The sequence below is a fragment of the Algoriphagus sp. 4150 genome, from assembly GCF_031457395.1.
Taxonomy (GTDB): domain Bacteria; phylum Bacteroidota; class Bacteroidia; order Cytophagales; family Cyclobacteriaceae; genus Algoriphagus.
This window is the reverse complement of record NZ_JAVDWS010000023.1, coordinates 14,824-32,538: the sequence shown is the minus strand read 5'-3', so window position 1 is coordinate 32,538 and position 17,715 is coordinate 14,824. Positions and strand designations below refer to the sequence as shown.

The 17,715-nt window shown below is 43.1% G+C and carries 18 protein-coding genes; 4 read left to right on the top strand and 14 right to left on the bottom strand.

The annotated features are described in order from the left end of the window. Positions 1–17: 17 nt before the first annotated feature. Complete coding sequence (locus tag J2X69_RS21130) at positions 18–1,055, bottom strand: quinone-dependent dihydroorotate dehydrogenase (protein WP_310107817.1); 1,038 nt, start codon at positions 1,053–1,055, stop codon at positions 18–20. A gap of 328 nt (positions 1,056–1,383) precedes the next feature. After that, positions 1,384–2,880, bottom strand: a complete 1,497-nt coding sequence (locus tag J2X69_RS21125; RefSeq protein ID WP_310107815.1) for a M28 family peptidase — start codon at positions 2,878–2,880, stop codon at positions 1,384–1,386. 277 nt (positions 2,881–3,157) lie between these two features. Between J2X69_RS21125 and gcvP the strand changes: the two genes are divergently transcribed. After that, positions 3,158–6,046 carry an aminomethyl-transferring glycine dehydrogenase gene (gene gcvP, locus J2X69_RS21120; protein ID WP_310107813.1) on the top strand — a complete coding sequence of 963 codons (2,889 nt, stop codon included), beginning with the start codon at positions 3,158–3,160 and terminating at the stop codon, positions 6,044–6,046. A gap of 21 nt (positions 6,047–6,067) precedes the next feature. Further along, on the top strand, positions 6,068–6,217 hold the full coding sequence (locus J2X69_RS21115) for a hypothetical protein (protein ID WP_310107810.1): 150 nt from the start codon (positions 6,068–6,070) through the stop codon (positions 6,215–6,217). A gap of 102 nt (positions 6,218–6,319) precedes the next feature. On the opposite strand, the gene J2X69_RS21110 is transcribed toward J2X69_RS21115, so the two are convergent. From J2X69_RS21110 to J2X69_RS21100, 3 genes are all read right to left on the bottom strand, one after another. Beyond that, complete coding sequence (locus tag J2X69_RS21110; RefSeq protein WP_310107808.1) at positions 6,320–6,631, bottom strand: DUF3566 domain-containing protein; 312 nt, start codon at positions 6,629–6,631, stop codon at positions 6,320–6,322. Between the two features lie 102 nt (positions 6,632–6,733). Then, entirely contained in the window at positions 6,734–7,612 is an 879-nt protein-coding gene (gene lipA / locus J2X69_RS21105) for a lipoyl synthase (RefSeq protein WP_310107806.1), read from the bottom strand. Between the two features lie 54 nt (positions 7,613–7,666). Further along, complete coding sequence (locus J2X69_RS21100) at positions 7,667–8,395, bottom strand: hypothetical protein (RefSeq protein WP_310107804.1); 729 nt, start codon at positions 8,393–8,395, stop codon at positions 7,667–7,669. 70 nt (positions 8,396–8,465) lie between these two features. Here J2X69_RS21100 and J2X69_RS21095 point away from each other — a divergent pair, with 70 nt between their 5' ends. Together J2X69_RS21095 and sdaAA are read left to right on the top strand one after the other, a co-directional pair. Next, positions 8,466–8,870, top strand: coding sequence for an OsmC family protein (locus tag J2X69_RS21095; RefSeq protein ID WP_310107802.1), 405 nt, complete (start codon positions 8,466–8,468; stop codon positions 8,868–8,870). A 185-nt stretch (positions 8,871–9,055) separates the two neighbouring features. After that, a complete protein-coding gene (gene sdaAA / locus J2X69_RS21090; RefSeq protein ID WP_310107800.1) occupies positions 9,056–9,979 on the top strand; it encodes an L-serine ammonia-lyase, iron-sulfur-dependent, subunit alpha in 924 nt (307 codons plus the stop codon). Between the two features lie 69 nt (positions 9,980–10,048). Here the strand turns inward: sdaAA and J2X69_RS21085 are convergent, their stop codons facing one another. From J2X69_RS21085 to J2X69_RS21045, 9 genes are all read right to left on the bottom strand, one after another. Beyond that, positions 10,049–10,243 (bottom strand): hypothetical protein, encoded by a 195-nt coding sequence (locus J2X69_RS21085; RefSeq protein ID WP_310107798.1) that lies wholly within the window; start codon positions 10,241–10,243, stop codon positions 10,049–10,051. After that, on the bottom strand, positions 10,221–10,679 hold the full coding sequence (locus J2X69_RS21080; RefSeq protein ID WP_310107796.1) for a hypothetical protein: 459 nt from the start codon (positions 10,677–10,679) through the stop codon (positions 10,221–10,223). Before J2X69_RS21080 ends, J2X69_RS21085 begins: the two co-directional genes overlap by 23 nt. Next, positions 10,679–11,617: a calcium/sodium antiporter gene (locus J2X69_RS21075; protein ID WP_310107794.1), complete on the bottom strand. Its 939-nt coding sequence runs from the start codon at positions 11,615–11,617 to the stop codon at positions 10,679–10,681. The genes J2X69_RS21080 and J2X69_RS21075 overlap by 1 nt, the downstream gene beginning before the upstream one ends. A gap of 7 nt (positions 11,618–11,624) precedes the next feature. After that, the gene (gene upp, locus J2X69_RS21070) at positions 11,625–12,269 is read right to left on the bottom strand and encodes a uracil phosphoribosyltransferase (protein WP_310107792.1); all 645 of its coding nucleotides are present in this window, start codon (positions 12,267–12,269) and stop codon (positions 11,625–11,627) included. A 68-nt stretch (positions 12,270–12,337) separates the two neighbouring features. Then, a complete protein-coding gene (locus J2X69_RS21065) occupies positions 12,338–13,849 on the bottom strand; it encodes an SPFH domain-containing protein (RefSeq protein WP_310107790.1) in 1,512 nt (503 codons plus the stop codon). A gap of 12 nt (positions 13,850–13,861) precedes the next feature. Next, a complete protein-coding gene (locus J2X69_RS21060; RefSeq protein ID WP_310107788.1) occupies positions 13,862–14,428 on the bottom strand; it encodes an NfeD family protein in 567 nt (188 codons plus the stop codon). Between the two features lie 214 nt (positions 14,429–14,642). Beyond that, on the bottom strand, positions 14,643–15,434 hold the full coding sequence (locus tag J2X69_RS21055; RefSeq protein ID WP_310107786.1) for a hypothetical protein: 792 nt from the start codon (positions 15,432–15,434) through the stop codon (positions 14,643–14,645). Beyond that, the gene (locus tag J2X69_RS21050; protein ID WP_310107784.1) at positions 15,431–16,822 is read right to left on the bottom strand and encodes a mercuric reductase; all 1,392 of its coding nucleotides are present in this window, start codon (positions 16,820–16,822) and stop codon (positions 15,431–15,433) included. Before J2X69_RS21050 ends, J2X69_RS21055 begins: the two co-directional genes overlap by 4 nt. 116 nt (positions 16,823–16,938) lie before the next feature. Further along, complete coding sequence (locus tag J2X69_RS21045; protein WP_310107782.1) at positions 16,939–17,520, bottom strand: hypothetical protein; 582 nt, start codon at positions 17,518–17,520, stop codon at positions 16,939–16,941. Positions 17,521–17,715: the final 195 nt, after the last annotated feature.

The window sequence follows — 17,715 nt, the reverse complement described above, 5'->3', positions numbered from 1 at the left end:
TTTAGATTGACAAATTACTATGAAAAATGAGCCAATAATCCTTTTTTAATCTTTTTGATCAGTCCAGGTCCCTCATAAATCATGCCCGAGTACACTTGGACCAAGCTGGCTCCGGCTTCCAGTTTTTCTATAGCATCTTCTGCAGAAAAGATGCCGCCCACTCCGATGATCGGGAAAGCCTTATTTGACTTTTCCGAAAGATAACGTATGACTTCTGTACTTCTTTTTCCCAACACTTTTCCACTGACTCCTCCGGCTCCGATTGCTTCCACTTCAGCTGTAGAAGTGCTCAGATGCGAACGGTCTATAGTGGTGTTGGTCGCTATTACTCCGGCAATTTTTGTTTCCAGCACGATTTCTATGATATCATCCAATTGCCCGTCTGTCAAATCGGGAGCAATTTTCAACAGAATAGGTTTAGGATTTGGTTTGAGCTCATTTGCATCTTTCACCGCCTGAAGCAACTGCTTGAGCGGTTCTTTTTCTTGCAAATCCCGAAGATTAGGGGTGTTGGGAGAGCTGACGTTTACTACAAAATAATCTACGTGATCATGCAATGCCTCCAGACAGATCAAGTAATCCCCGACAGCATTTTCGTTTGGAGTTATTTTGTTTTTTCCAATATTTCCCCCTACCAATACAGTGGATTTGCGCTTCTTCAGTCGCTCAACCGCCTCTTGTACACCTCCATTGTTGAACCCCATACGATTGATCAGAGATTCGTCTTGCGGGAGTCTGAAAAGTCGTGGTTGTGGATTTCCGTCTTGGGGTTTTGGGGTGAGCGTGCCGATTTCGATAAAGCCGAAACCAAGCATTGCCATTTCATCAATGACCTTGGCATCCTTGTCAAATCCCGCTGCCAAACCAACCGGATTCTTGAACTTCAAGCCAAAAACCTCACGCTCTAACCTTTTGTCTTCCAGTTCAAAAGTAGATTCTACAATTGACCCGATCAGTGGAAGATTAAATGTCAACTTGGTAAGATCTACTGTGAAGTGATGGGCATCTTCAGCTTTTTTTAAGAAGAATAGAGGTTTGAGTAGGGATTTGTACACGGGATTTGGATTGCGTTCGGGATACAAAGATACCGTTTTATAAAATTTGAAGATTGGAAAAGTTGAATCAATTCGAAGATTTGTCTTTCTGGTTTTTCTAAGGTGAATTTTAACCACTAAGGACACGGAGTTTTACACGGAGGACACAGATTAGTTAAGAATTGTCTGCTGGCTTCGAGATTGTGTGGCTGAGTTCCAGGTAAATTTTATTCCCATTAGTGACCGCTTCCAGAGGGCAGGAAGTCCTAATTAACAACTGTTTTTACTGAAAACGAATAAAGGCTATCGGATTTCTCCAATAGCCTTTGGTATTCTGTCTGTATAATTTTTATTCTTCTGTTCTTGTGTTGGTTCCGTCCACAGGAAGTCTTTTGTCCCTATTGGCTACATCCCAAGCGGTATAGAAAATCAACCTTGCTCTCTTTTCCATTAGCTCGAATTCTATTTTGTCCACCGTATCAGTCACCTGGTGATAGTCATCATGGACTCCATTGAAGAAGAAAGCCACCGGAATATTATGCTTTGCAAAATTGTAGTGGTCAGACCTGTAATAGAATCTATTTGGGTCATCCTCGGCATCATATCTATAGTCCAAGATCAGATCAGAGTAAGTGATATTGTTGTATTCCAGGATTTTTTTCAAATCCGTAGAAAGCATTTCTGAACCGATCACATACACAAAATCCGTGTTTTCAGCATCTTGGTATTCGTAGTCAATTCTACCTACCATGTCGATGTTGAAATTCACTACTGTATTCTCCAATGGGAAAATTGGATAGTCTGAGTAATATTCAGATCCCAAAAGTCCTTTTTCTTCACCTGTGACATTTAGAAAAAGGATGGATCTTCTTGGTTTGATTCCATCTTTTGCCGCTGCAGCAAAGGCCTCGGCGATTTCAGTGACAGACACGGTTCCTGATCCGTCATCATCGGCGCCATTGAATACCTCACCGGTACTGCTTACGCCCACGTGGTCGTAGTGTGATGAAATAACGAGGAGTTCGTCTTTTTTGTCCGTGCCTTCCAGGTAGCCCATTACGTTGGAGCTTTCTATTTTTTCAATTTCTTTTTTGATTTGATAGGAAGCTTTTTGAGACTTGATCGTTTCAGGGGCTGCTTTTGCAGCTTCCTTCAAGTCTTCTAGCGGAGTAGCAAACAGCTCTGCCATTTTATCCGAACTCACCATAAATACAGGCTTTTGCTCAGTTGGCTTTGCGAAACCAACCCGTCCCTTTCCGGTTAAGCTTTTGTAGCGATTTGCAATGCGGTCAAAGTTTGCCTGACCTTCCATGCTCACCAATACAATACCTGCTGCGCCTGCGTCGAAAACTTTGGCAAGAAGGTCGTTGGATCGTATGCCTACAGCCCATATTCCGACCAGTTTACCCTTAACGTCGACTTTTGCAAGATTTTCGTCAGAGACCAAGCCTAGAAAAACCAGATCGGTTTTTGCAGTTTTCTTTGTGTCTCCGTCACCGATGAAAACGAAGTCTTCATTATTCACAAGTTTGTTTTTGCCTACATTCAACGACACTTCTCCAAAAGAGGAACTCACCAATTCCACAGGCTGTAGATAGCTTCCTTCTACAGGTCCTGCCAAGCCAATCTTTTTGTAAAAATCCGCTAGGTAATTAGCAGCTACCTTTTGTTCTTCAGATCCTGTGTCTCTACCTTTCATTTCGTCAGAAGCTAGGTAAGTGAGCCGCTCTTTCAGATCTTCGGCGGTGATGGTGTTGGCATACTTCACCTGTACAGGTTGCTGTGCCAAGGATGGTAGTGCAAGACCCAAAGCCATTGCACCCGTCAATAACAGACTTTTATTCATGTGTTTATATTTGGTTTTTTTAGATTCAGAAAGGAATCGCCTTAGCAGTGCCCTGTTAATCAATAGCGTAAGCTGCGGCGGATTTCAGTCCGCTTGCATTTTCGGTGCTAAACTAGAGAATTTTTCTGCCCCGCAATAAACCTTCAATATAATTTGAAGCGGCATATGGGAAATAAAGGAGTTCTTGAAAGCAATATCTTTCAATAAATTGTACCTTTGCACCTTGAAAATTCAGCCAATTTCAAACCCAAATAGTTCATCGTCTTAACGTTCTTATATGAAGATCAATCTTTCTAGTGCTGTCAAGTTTGAGAGCAGACACAATGGCCCGACAGATGCAGAGATCACAGCTATGCTGGAGAAAATCGGAGCCTCATCTTTAGAGGAATTAATCAACCAAACCGTACCGAAATCCATCCAATTGGAACGCCCGTTGGATCTGCCTGCTGCAAAGCTGGAGTCGGAGTTTTTGAAAGATTTCAAAAAACTTGCTTCTAAAAACAAAGTATTCAAGTCTTTCATAGGCTTGGGGTATTATGACACATTGGTGCCGGGGGTGATTTTGAGGAATGTGCTGGAGAATCCCGGATGGTATACCGCATACACGCCATATCAGGCAGAAATCGCCCAAGGTAGATTGGAAGCTCTGATCAATTTCCAAACAGTGGTGATGGAGTTGACAGGGATGGAGCTTGCCAATGCTTCTCTTCTAGATGAAGGAACTGCTGCTGCCGAGGCGATGAACATGCTTTTTGCGGTGAAACCAAGAGAGAAAAAGAATGCCACAAAATTCTTTGTGGACGAAAAGGTTTTTCCTCAGACCAAAGCCGTATTGGAGACCAGAGCTGAGCCGGTCGGTATTGAGTTGGTTTTTGGATCCATTGATTCCTTGGACTTGACAGATGAAAATCTATTTGGAGTTTTATTCCAATATCCGGATGCGGACGGTGAAGTGAGAGATTACTCTGCTATAGTGGCGGCAGCCAAGGAGAACAATGTGACGACTGCTTTTGCGGCAGACCTTTTGGCATTGACACTTTTGACCGCTCCGGGTGAAATGGGAGCTGATGTAGTTGTAGGTTCTTCCCAGCGATTTGGAGTACCTATGGGATATGGTGGTCCTCATGCCGGTTTCTTCGCAACCAAAGAAGCATATAAGCGTCAGATTCCGGGGAGAATCATCGGGGTTTCCCAAGATCGTGAAGGCAATAGAGCCTACAGAATGGCTTTACAGACACGTGAGCAACATATCAAAAGAGAAAAAGCAACTTCAAATATCTGTACCGCGCAGGTGCTTCTTGCCGTAATGGCCAGTTTCTACGCAGTATATCACGGCCCAAAAGGGCTGAAAAATATTGCACTGAGAACGCATGGTCTGGCGAAACTTACCGCCAAAGCACTGGAGCAATTGGGTTATGAGGTTTCTTCAAAGAATTATTTCGACACCATCAAAGTAAAAATTGAAGCAAAGTCTCTAAATACCATCCAGTCCCTGGCTTTGTCTTCGGAAATGAATTTCCGTTACGATTACGATACGGTCTTCTTGACTTTTGATGAGGCTAAGACCTTGAAAGATGTAGCTTCAGTGGTGAAAGTCTTTGCAAAGGTGAAGGGAGTGGAAGCTCCGAATTTGTCAGCTTTAGCCTCAGATATTAACTTGGAGTTGCCGGAAGCTTTGGTAAGGCAGTCAGAATACCTGACTCATCCTGTCTTCAACAATTTCCAAAGTGAACATGAAATGCTTCGCTACATCAAGCGTCTTGAGAATAAGGATTTGTCTTTGGTGCACTCCATGATTTCGCTTGGTTCATGTACGATGAAACTGAATGCGACAGCAGAAATGATCCCTGTGACTTGGCCTGAATTCGGACAGATGCACCCATTTGCTCCGACAGACCAGACGGCAGGATACCAGGAGCTTTTTGCAAACTTGAGACACTGGCTGAATGAAATCACCGGTTTCGCAGACACATCCCTTCAGCCAAATTCCGGTGCGCAGGGGGAATTTGCGGGATTGATGGTAATCCGTGCCTATCACCGGAGCAGAGGAGACCATCACAGAAATGTAGCATTGATTCCTACATCTGCTCACGGAACGAATCCTGCTTCAGCTGTCATGGCCGGAATGAAGGTCGTTTTGGTGAAGTGTGATGAAAAAGGAAATATCGATATCGAAGATCTGAGAGCAAAAGCTACAGCACATTCCACTGATTTGTCCGCACTTTTGGTTACTTATCCGTCAACGCACGGAGTATTTGAAGTAGCGATCCGGGAAATCTGTGAGATCATTCACGAAAATGGTGGACAGGTGTACATGGATGGAGCCAATATGAACGCCCAGGTAGGTTTGACTAGCCCGGGTAGAATTGGGGCTGACGTTTGTCACCTGAATCTTCACAAGACCTTCTGTATCCCCCACGGTGGAGGTGGACCAGGCATGGGACCAATCTGTGTTGCAAGTCATTTGGCACCTTTCCTTCCAGGCAATCCAGTGGTAAAAGCAGGTGGTGAGCAGGCGGTGTCGTCCATCTCGGCTGCACCTTATGGAAGTGCAAGTATTTTGCCTATCTCTTATGCCTACATTGCGATGATGGGCGGAGATGGTTTGAAGAATGCTACCACGATGGCAATCTTAAATGCCAATTATATCAAGGAAAGATTGAAAGATTATTTCCCGATCCTATACACAGGCACGCAGGGACGAGCAGCACACGAGATGATTGTAGACTGTCGTGCGTTCAAGGAAGTGGGAGTAGAAGTAGAGGATATCGCTAAGCGACTGATGGATTATGGCTACCATGCACCTACGGTTTCTTTCCCTGTAGCGGGGACTTTGATGATAGAGCCTACCGAGTCTGAGACTAAAGCTGAGTTGGATAAATTCTGTGATGCATTGCTTTCTATCCGTGCAGAGATTCAAGAGATTGAAGACGGAAAAGCTGATAGAGTAGAGAACGTATTGAAAAATGCGCCCCACACTGCAACTATGGTTCTTACTGACAACTGGGATTTGCCCTATTCCAGAGAAAAAGCGGTTTATCCTCTTGACTATGTGAAAGAAAATAAATTCTGGCCTAGTGTCCGTAGAATTGACTCGGCATTCGGAGACAGAAACTTGATCTGTAGCTGTATTCCTGTAGAGGATTACGCAAGCGAGGAGGCTTAATAAGCTTTATGATTATCCGCAATGATGCCAGTAGCGTTACTTTCTTTGGCTTGCCTGCCGGAAGACCGAAGACGGGTGACCGAAGTAGCCTTGATGCTAGGGTTTTCCAAATCCTATAATGCATTTACTTTACTGGCAGAAAAGCGGATATATAAGTTTTTGGAAAATTAGAGAAATGGCTGCCAACTGGCAGCCATTTTTTTTGACCACAAAGATCGCTAAGGTCATGTAAAAGTCGCAGCTGTCCTGCTTCTCCGGAAGCTGGACTTTTAGTTAAAGAATCGGAATTTCATTCTCTTGCGAAAGCTGGATTTCCAATCCACCGATTTTTGAGGCTACAAAATTATAAATGACAGCGCCCAATGCTCCTACGATAAAGCCCATAATTCCATAAATAATGGGGAACACAATTGCCATTCCAATGCCCAAGCCAGCCGCTGAAACAGGAAGCTCATCTCCAAATAATCCTGAGAATATTGAGAAGAAAAGTGCATAAAAGATACCGATTACAAATCCAAGGATACCAAGTGTCAGTCCATAGATTTTGGCAGCGGAGGACACTCCGATTTTTTCAATTTTTACCATGAGTATAAAAGTTAGTGTGAATATTTTAGCTTTAAGCTATAAAAAAAACAGGCATAAAAAAAGCACACCTGAAAAGTGTGCTATTAATTATTGTTTTAATAACTAGACGTTTACGTGTCTTTCGGCATGGTATGAGGATCGCACCAATGGGCCGGATTCCACATATTTTAATCCTCTTGCCAGTCCTTCTTCCCTGTATTCCGCAAAAAGATCAGGATGGATAAATTCGGCTACTTCGATGTGCATTTTGGTAGGCTGAAGGTATTGGCCTAGGGTAAGAATGTCACAGCCATGCTCTGCCAGATCATCCATTGCCTTGAATACTTCTTCTTTTTTCTCTCCCAAACCCAGCATAATACCTGTTTTGGTTCTTTTGCCAAATTCCTTTGTTAATTTGGTCTGTTCGAGGGAGCGGGCATATTTGGCCTGAGGGCGAACTCTACGGTAGAGGCTTTCTACAGTTTCCATGTTGTGGGAAACTACTTCCTGACCTCCGCTGATCATTCTATAGAGCGCATCCCAATTAGATTTTACATCGGGAATGAGCGTTTCTATCGTGGTGGCAGGGGAAAGTTCTTTGGTCTGAATCACTGTCTGATACCAGATTTCTGCTCCTTTGTCTTTCAGCTCATCTCTGTTCACAGAAGTCAATACAGCATGCTTTACTCCCATGAGCTTGATCGCTTCGGCCACTCTTCTAGGCTCGTCAGTATCGTACTCAGGCGGTCGGCCTGTCGCCACCGCGCAAAATGAGCAGGAGCGTGTGCACACATTTCCTAAAATCATAAAGGTGGCAGTACCGGCACCCCAGCATTCACCCATATTTGGGCAATTGCCACTTTCGCAGATGGTGTGAAGCTTATGCTCATCCACCAGTTTGCGGACTTTGGCATATTCTTTTCCTACAGGAAGTTTTACCCTAAGCCAATCCGGTTTTTTTCTTCGGGTGGCTTCTTCGGAAATTACAGGTAATTCGATCATTGATTTCTGATTTGATGCAAAGGTAAGTCAGTAGAGCACAAAACCCAAGCTGACCTATTTTCTGAACCCGTAGAAGAAGGTAAAGTATGCCGATTGGAACAGCTGTCTGTTATCTGTAGTCGGGATCAGCGGGATTTCTTTGGTAAAACCTTCGAGCATGTATCCAAGTTCCAATCCTGTTGCATTTGAGCGAAAAACTCCAAACTCGAAGTTAATAGCGGCTTTCAAATTACCTCCGAAAGCAAATTCAGATTGACCGATTCCTTCAAAAAGCCGGCCTGTACCCAAAATATTAAATCGACTTTGATGGACTTCCGGATTGTATTGCTCACGAACAGTTTCTACCCTGTTCAGCGCATATTCTATGTAATAAGGAGCGATTAATCCAAATGATGGTCCCACTGCTGCCAGGGCAGATACTTGTACTCCTTGATTGGGAGCTTTCTTGAAAAGGACTATTTCGCGACCGTATTGAGGTCTGATCGCATAGAGGTAGTTGGACTTTCCAAAGATATAACTATTGCCCAATACAGTATTGTAGCGAACTTCCTTTGGATTTTTGACATTGGATAACTCTAATGCCCAAAAACTAAACTGAGTGTCGTCAATCCGTGTTCCTGCTTTGAATACAAAACCACCGATTAGTCCTCCATTTGTGTTTTTGTTAATGCCAAACATGTATTCCTTATCATACTCGTAATTGCCGATGTCTTCTCTTTGTGCAAAAGATTCAATGGATAAGGAAAGGAAAAAAAGCGGTAAAAGGAATTTCAGCTTGTTCATTCGAGTTGGTCGAAAATATAGCCCTATTTTTGGGTGTTGGTATTTTAACTGATTTTAAAAATAAGAGTTTATGTCCACTATAAAAAGTTCGTATTTAGGGAATTTGAGAACGGAATCGGAACACCTGCAATCAGGCGTGAAAATTCTCACCGATGCTCCTGTAGATAATAATGGAAAGGGAGAAGCTTTTTCTCCGACTGATTTGGTCGCTAGTGCTTTAGGGAGCTGTATGGTGACCATTATGGGAATTGTGGCTAACAGAGATTCTGTTTCATTGGAAGGTTTGACTTGGAGTGTAACCAAAGTAATGCAGGCCTCACCCCGAAAAATAAGTGAAATCATTGTTGAATTTCATTGGGAAAATCCTGTTAATGATGCTGCGATGATCCAAAAATTGAAGAATGCAGCCAAAACCTGCCCTGTTGCCTTAAGCTTGGATCCGGAGATTAAGCAGACCTTGAAGTTCGATTTCTAGGTAAATATTTAGCCTGAATAAACTTCCTTCTACGAGTGAGTGACGAAAGTGACCTAGGATTTGTTGAACTCTTAAAATGAGGGTACATCGGTCTTTGGCCTCCCTTCTTCAAGCCTCCAAACCAAAGAAATTGAGGTTGCCTGCATTACTGAGTACAAGTATAAAAGTATATAAACCCATCTATTATGAGCTATTTATTTGAATCTTTTGAAGGCTGGAAAAGCTATTGTGAAGAGAAGAATATGTCACTGCCTGAGTCGGTGATCGAATATGAAGTCGATCAGAAAAACGGCGTAGGAGATAAGATCAAAGCTGGACTTCTTCAGGCCTATGGTGTCATGAAAGATGCCGTGAAAACCGGTCTGGAAGAGGAGATGACCTCTCGCTCCGGAATGATCAACAATGGAGCAAAGAAAGTTTACAATCACCCATTATCAGTACTTTCTCCGGAGTTTCAGAAATTGATTTCCCGTGCGCTTGCAGCCAAGGAAGTCAATTCATGCATGGGAAGAGTGGTCGCTGCCCCTACGGCCGGTGCAAGTGGGATTCTTCCCGGGACGCTGGTCACGCTTCAGGAAATCCATGGATTAAGTGATGAGCAAATTGTCGAAGGACTTTTGGTAGGAGCCGGAATAGCATTGATTATTGAAGAAAAGGCAAGCTTGGCAGGAGCTGTAGGCGGTTGCCAGGCAGAAACCGGTTCCGCTGCCGCGATGGCTTCCGGGGCGATAGTGTTTTGCTTGGAGGGAAATACGGATCAGCTCTTCAATGCAGTCGCGATAACTATTCAATGTATGCTGGGGTTGGTTTGTGATCCTGTGGCAGGATTGGTAGAAGTACCCTGCGTAGTACGGAATGCAAGTGCAGCAGCCATAGCATTCAGTTCGGCTCAGATAGCCTTGGCAAATGTAAGTGCGGTAATTCCCGTGGATGAATGTGTGGAGGCAATGGGAGAAGTAGGAGCCTCAATGGAAAGCAGGTATAAGGAAACCGCGATGGGAGGGTTGGCAGCAACCTTGACAGGACAGGCTATTTCAGAGCGGGTTTTGATAAAGGATATAGAAATCCTGCCTGATGATGAATTAGGGCATGCTGAAAAACGCCAGTAATAGATCAAAAGCTATCGTTTTGAATGATTAACCCATTTTCATGCGAACGGTTTTTCAGTAAGTGCAAGCTTATTGAGCACAATAGGTCTTAATCCATGCATCAGAAAATCCCAAAATAGGGATTTTCAAGCTAGTCTCAGGCATACCATCTTCTACGTTGGCCTCATTCGAGGTATAAGCATACATCTTCACTCGGCCGCCTTGAAGCTGGCATACCTCAGACTTTTTCAGCAAGCCCGAATTAGAGGAATAGATTTTTGACAAAAGGCACAGCTAGAAGTTGATCGATGCTCAAACTGAGTACTACAGCCCAAAGACTGGCACTCCAAAACATGTGTAAATAAATATGTCTCTTTTTGACGCCAAAAGACACCATGACTAGTGTCCCGCCGATCGGTGTAAGTAAAAGGGGTGTGAAGAAGGCAATTCCAATTTCCCCATATTTCCTCCAAAGATGGACAATTCTTCTATTCTTCTTGGAAAAAATAAGCTTAGGTTTTCTTTGAAAGTTCCTTTCAAAAATTGCCTTGATTTTTGTTCCCACTAATGTGAAAATCATTACACTGGTCATCATGCCTGCAATAGTCACCAACGCTCTCTCCAAAACGCTGTAACCGGCTGCAGATCCTAATACAGGGCCTGCTATAAATTTGAACCAACACAGGAAATAGATACCCAAGAAGGTTAGGATTTCTTCCATTAGAGTAGGAAATACAAATAGGCAAAGTAGCTGACTAAGAGTAAAGAACCTTCAACTTTTGAAATGCGCATCTTCGCACGCATCAGCACGAATAATAGAAGTGTAATTCCTAGCATCCATAGGAAATCAGAATCGATAAATACCTGAGATACACCAATGGGCTTAATGATGGCCGTGAGGCCAATTATGGATAAAATATTCATGATGTTGCTACCAAGAATATTGCCTAATGCTAAATCCGTTCTCTTGGACAAAGCAGCTATAATCGATGTGATAAGCTCGGGCAAGCTTGTGCCGATGGCGATGATGGTCACTCCGATTATCCGTTCTGATACTCCGAACTCTCTGGAGATTTTCACGGCGTTCGTCACTAATAGTTCGGATCCAAAGTACAAACCTACTACACCGCCTACAAATAAGGCAATGGATGAAAACCAAGAGTAGCTTTTCACCTGCTCTAATTCCTCTTCTACTTCTGTATTGTCCACTAAATCAGATGTAGGGCTTTTGAAAAGATAGACATTGAAGGCTATAAACAATCCAAACAGGAAGATACCTTCCCAGAGCTCAATAAATCCATTGTAGCTTAATGCATAGAAAAGGATTGAGACCAATAAGGTGACCAGATAATCTACTCTGATATGACTTTTCTTAATGAAAATAGGATAGAATAACCCACTTATTCCGAGTACAAGTCCAATGTTGGCAATGTTGGAGCCGATTACATTTCCAATTGAAATATCACTGTTCCCCTTGAGTGCGGCATTTACACTTACCAAAAGCTCCGGCGCTGAGGTGCCAAATGCGACTACAGTCATCCCTATCAGCCCGGCACTCATGCCTAGCTTTACCGCCATTGCAGAAGCACCGTCCACTAATATTTTTCCTCCATAAAGAAGAATGACCAAACCAAGAAATAATAGGAAATAGGGGAGCATGTAATAATTAAAGTTTTGGGCCAAAGGCAAGATCTCCGGCATCGCCTAGTCCGGGGACGATGTAGGATTGGTGATTTAATTTCTCGTCAATTGCTCCCAGCCAAAGCGAATAGGAGCACCTGCTGTTTTCTTTGAGGTATTGGATGCCCTCAGGAGCAGCAATGACTGCGGCTATGTGGATATGTTTGGGCGTGCCATGCAAAAGAATAGTCTGAATAGCTTCTATAAGTGATTTGCCGGTCGCAAGCATGGGGTCAGCAAGGATGATGATTTTTCCCTCTACTGTGGGACTGGCATGATATCCGAGTTGGACCGTGATTTCCCCCGGTTGACTTTCATCTCGAAAAGCGCCGATAAATCCACTGTCTGCCTGATCAAAATAATTCAAAAAACCATTGTAAAACGGTAATGAAGCTCTCATTACTGAGATGATGACGGGCTGTTCTGCGGGGACTAGTGCGGACGTTGAGGTAAGTGGAGTTTCAATTTCCTCAGAAACGTATTCAAAAGATTTGGATATTTCATAAGCCATTATTTCGCCCATGCGTTCCAAATTTCTCCGAAAGCGCATTCGATCACTTTGGATACGTATGTCCCGCATCTCACGGAGGAAATGATTTGCTATAGATGATGTATCAGATAGAACAAACATGGTGCGAAGATAAAATAAAAACCCGGCTCTTTTGAACAGGGTTTTTGATAAGGTCGAACAAGTTGTTGTTACTCTTCAGATTTCGGTTCTTCTTTGGCTTGGGCAGTTTCTTCTATGTCTTCTCCTTTCAGGTAAGTGGGTAGATTCAAGCCAGCCATATTGAATAATTCATTTAGAGGGGGAACTGCCTTCATCATTCCCGAGACAAAATTGGCAGTGGAGCCATTTCCGTTTTCACCCTGACCTGAATCCCAAACCGTGATCTTATCGATCTTGATGTTTTTCACTGCTTCCACTTGAGTTCTAACCAACTCAGGAAGTTTTTCGATCAAGAGTAGTTGGAAAGCTTTGGTAGGGTCTCCTCCTGCCGCACTTACTACCTCACGGTAGCCTTCTGCTTGTTTCGTCAATATTTCAAATAGTCCTTTTGCTTCGGCTTCCATCTTTGCATAGATCGCATCTGCTTCACCTTTTGCATGCTCTCTGATTCGCTCAGCCTCTGCTTGTGCATCTATGATTGCCCGTTGTTTGGCGATCTCTGCAGGAATGACAATGTTGGCATTTTGGGTAGATCGCTCTCTTTCTGCTCTGGCTGTTTCTGCTTTTTGTTCGGCCAGATAGGCTTCTTCCAGAGCTCTTGCACTTTGGACTTTTTCGGAAGCAAGCGCTATCCTCAAAGCCTCTGCCTCTTTTTCTCTTCGTTGTGCATCGGACTGGGCAATGGAGATTTTGGCCTCGTTTTCCCCTTTGATCGCAATGGCATTCGCTTCCGATGTTTTTACACGGGTATCTCTTTGCGCTTCGGCTTTGCCGATGCTTTCGTCTTTTACAGCTTCGGCTATGCTTACTTCCCTGTTTTTATTGGTAATCGCTATTTTTACATCACGGTCACGCTGAGTGTCAGCGATCTGCACATCTTTTTCACGATCAGCAAGTGCTTTTCCCGTCTCACCGATTTTCTCTTGCTCAGCTACTGAGATTTTTGCTTCGTTGATTGCCTTGGCGGCAGCTTCTTTCCCAAGTGCTTCGATGTACCCCGATTCGTCCTTGATATCCGTCACATTCACGTTTATCAGTTTCAAGCCGATTTTCTTCAGTTCACTATCCACATTTTTTGAGATACTATCCAGAAATTTATCTCTGTCAGAGTTGATTTCCTCAATAGTCATAGTTGCTATTACCAATCGCAACTGTCCAAAAAGAATGTCTTTCGAAAGTTCTTGAATTTGTTCGTGTGCCAAGCCTAAAAGTCGCTCAGCCGCCGTATTCATCGTATCTGTGTCGGTAGAAATAGCAATGGTAAACCGGCAGGGAACATCCACTCTGATGTTCTGCCTGCTTAGCGCATTGGTCAGATTGGTTTCTATGGAAATTGGCTTCAAATCCAAGTAGGCATAATCCTGAATAACCGGCCAGATGAAAGCGCCCCCACCATGTATACATCTGGCTGAAGTGCCCCCTGTTTTGCCATAGACTACAAGTATTTTGTCAGAAGGACAGCGCTTGTAGCGGGAGACAAGTGCTAGGATGGTTACAAAGGTGACAACCGCTGCAACGACGATAAGTATTAATGGATCCATAAAAGAATTGATTTAAAGCTTTTCTACGATAAGTATGTTGCCACTTTCTACACGCAAGATTCTTACGGTGGCGTTTGTTTCTATTTTGTCCTGTTCGGTCATGGCGTCAAGTTCACGTACGGAACCATTCAAACTAACCATGATCTTCCCTTTGCCCTGCATGTGGCCGGGAATGGATAGGTAGACATTGGCAATTGTATTGAGCGTCTTTTCGAACCGAAAAGTATTGTCTTCCCCCAACTTTTGAATTTGCCGTATTATGAGAAAAAAGAAGTAAACAAAGGCAAACCCTACTGCTAAACTGATGAGCAAAAGTAAAGTAGTGTTTGGGATGAGTTTGTAAAAAGAGATCCCCGCCCAGCTAAATCCCAACAGGAAATTTGTCAGGTTTCTCAAAGAGAAAAGCTGGAATGGAGCTTCACCCCCATCCAAGTCGCCATCAAAATCAGCTTCAATACCATCTGAACCTCCTGATCCTACAAATGTCAAGATCGTCTGCAGTACGAAAATCAATGAAACAGGTATAGCGATATACCAGAAAAGCTTGAGTTGAGGATCTAATCCTTCTAAAAATTCCATTTCAAAATAAGTTATAGCCACCTTAGCCAGGCTCAAAATATCAAAAAAAATCTAATTACTAACTTTCTGTTTTGGAATAAATTAGAGGGGATCAAAAGCATTTAGCTTAACTGTCCGTTCCACAATGGATTCGAGGATCAAAACTTATTGGTAGGGTTCTGGGAGAAGTAAAAAAATCCCGAAAATTAAACTCCCGGGATTTCAACTTAGTTGGTTAAAACTTAAATGGAGCTGTTTTTCTATTTTGATAGCCATGATAAGCTATGGCTGCGAAGAGTACTACAGCTCCTATAAGTGCTGTCCATTGGATAGTAGGAATACTTCCCCAGTGTCTTATTGCAATGGCGACTAAGGCCCAAACACCCACAGATGCGAATTCCCTGAGATTTCGGCTAGCGATCATAAAAAGATTGATAAGTACAGCGATAGTAATCATTGCAACTGCCCAAGTGACTTCGGAGATACCGCCGTCCCAACCGACTTTTGCCAGATAGGCCGAAATATTTGCGATAGTAGCGACTGCTATCCAGCCACTGTAAAGTGCTATAGGCCACCATAACCAAAAAATAATGGGGCGTGGGGCGTCCCATCGTTCCATATTCGTATTTAAAATGGTAATAATCAGACAAGCCAAAATCCCAAACATAATTACGATACTCATGCCGGTGAATTCCATCAGCCACATGTAAACCCAGAGTCCATTGCCAATATTTGCCATGATCAAATAAGAGCCAATCTGTGAAAGAAAATCAGAATCTTTGATAGAACTGAATGCTCTCGAAATAAAGAAGATAGCTTGCGCTAAAAGTGCCAAAAAGATGACTCCCCAGATAGAGAATGCGTATCCGGCCGGTGTGAACAGGTTTGAGTATTCTGAACTTAGAGAGCTTATCGTATTTCCGTTGATGCCCTTGGCGTTTGCCCGGTAGTTCCAGAAGATGACTAGTAGTAATACTGTCATATTCAAAACAGCATATAGTTTATGTGATTTTTTTATACTTTTCATTCATCCAAAGGCTTGAGTTGCTGTAGTAAGGTGGGGATAAGTTCTGTCACGGTGGGGTGAGTCTGAACCGAATTAATCAGAGCTTTGTAGCTTATCTTTCCATACATGGCCGTCAGAAATGTCCCGATGATTTCATCCCCTCCAGTCCCCAAAACTGCTGCTCCAAGGATTTGTTCGGAATCCGCGTCTACGATGACTTCCATTTGTCCCTGAGTTTCGCCTTTTTCCTTTGCTCTGGAAATGTTGCTCATGGACATTCTTGCAAAGAGCAGTTTCTTGCCTGTTTCTTTAGCTTCCTTGAGTGTCATGCCAGCTCTTCCCAGTGGTGGATCGATGTATAGGGCATAATTGATAATCCTGTCATTCAGCGTTCTTTTCTTTCCCCCAAACAGCTGATCTTGCATGATCTCGAAGTCATTGTACGAAGTGTGGGTGAAGGCGCCTTTTCCATTACAATCTCCCAGAGCATAAATTCCTGTTATATTGGTTTCAAGTTTTTCATTTACTTGGAAATAGCCCTTTTCGTTTAGTTGAAGCCCTGCATTTTCCGGTTTGAGCAAATCTGAATTAGGCAATCTTCCCGTTGCGATCAGCAGATGTGTACCATAGATTTCTTTGTCTTTTCCGTCTTTGTGGAAAGTCACTCCGATTTTTCCTGATTTTTTTGCTTTGCCTTTTAGACATTTCGCGCCACAGATCACCTTTACGCCTTCGTTTTCCAAGATTTCTCTCACCGTTTCCGAAGTGTGTTTGTCTTCTCTGGAAATAAGCGCATTACCCATTTCGAGTACAGTGACTTTGGAGCCCAATCGCTTGAAAATCTGGGCAAATTCTAATCCAATATAACTTCCACCTACTATGATCAGATCATCAGGAATCTTGTCGAGCTGAAGAATAGAGGTATTTGTGAGGTAATCGACATCTTCGAATCCTTCGGGAATTCTTGCTCTAGCGCCCACGTTCATGAAGATTTTGGAAGACTTCAGGATTCGAGTTCCCACTTTTACTTTAGTTTTATCTATAAAAGTGGCAGTACCGCGGATCATGGAGATTTGAGATGAATCGTTCAAGGCTTTCCGTATTCCGATTCTGGATTCATTGACCAGTTTATCTTTTCTCTTTTTAATTGCTTTAAGATTGATTTTGGGTGATGTGAGCACTTCAATTCCCAGATTAGGTGCATTGGAAACTGCCCAAGCTGCCCGTGCACTTGCAACATATGCTTTGGTAGGGGTGCATCCCGTGTTTACACAGGTACCTCCCAATGCTGCCTTTTCTACCAATGCAACCTTCCATTTTTCTTTAGCCAGTGCCAATGCAAGGGGATTGCCTGCTTGGCCGGATCCAATGATGATGGCATCAAAAGTTTCTACGCTGTCCTCAATCATGCAAAAAAAGTTTTGGTGAGTGAATTTCGATTCTCTAAAAGTTACAAACAGAAAGCCAAAGAAAAAAGGAGCCTGATATCCAGACTCCTTTTGCAAGCATTCACCAAATCATATGCTTAATTTTTTGAGACTATCCAGTTCTTTACATTTCCGTGAAACTCATTAATTGCTTTGGTATGAAAGTACGGATAGATGATTTTGTCTCTAAACCACGACCCACTCCGATAAAATGTCTTATGCGAAACCTCGGTTTTTCCATTGGGTAGCGACTTGAATCGGATGAATTGGGAACCCTCAGATTTGGAATTTTCCAGGTAGCAGATTCGGATTAGCCCTTTCTTTTTATCAATTTCCATCACTTCATGACCTACTTGAAGTTTGATGGTTCCATTGAATACGTGAAGGTTTAATATAAGTACCTGCCCTTCGCCCATTCCCCCGGTATATACTTCCCCCGGAAATACTTCTTCGCCTGTTTGTCTTGTATAGAGCTGATGGAAATGGATCATTCTTCCACTCCATGCTTTTTCAGGAGAAATATTGACATAGCCATCCCAGACGCTGTCGAAGTCCTCGTCATAAAGGTATGTTTCCAGATGTTCGTGATAATCCGGATCTGTATTTTGGTAGCAGATTGAGCCTAGCTTTGCGAAATCAAATTCCGGGATACTGCTCTTTCTGTTGATATTTTCTTGCATGGATAATAAAGATTCGCCTGTGCGAAATGGGGCTTTAACCCGTATTATGCATTAGCATTTCTATTACGTTCTAAAATTACTTTAAAATCAGGAGCTTCGCTGCAGTTTTCTCCCGATGGCTATCGGGATCCAAACAGCCTGATTTTATTGTGATTTTAGCCCTCATAACGAAGACTAATGCAAAATCCGGATTTA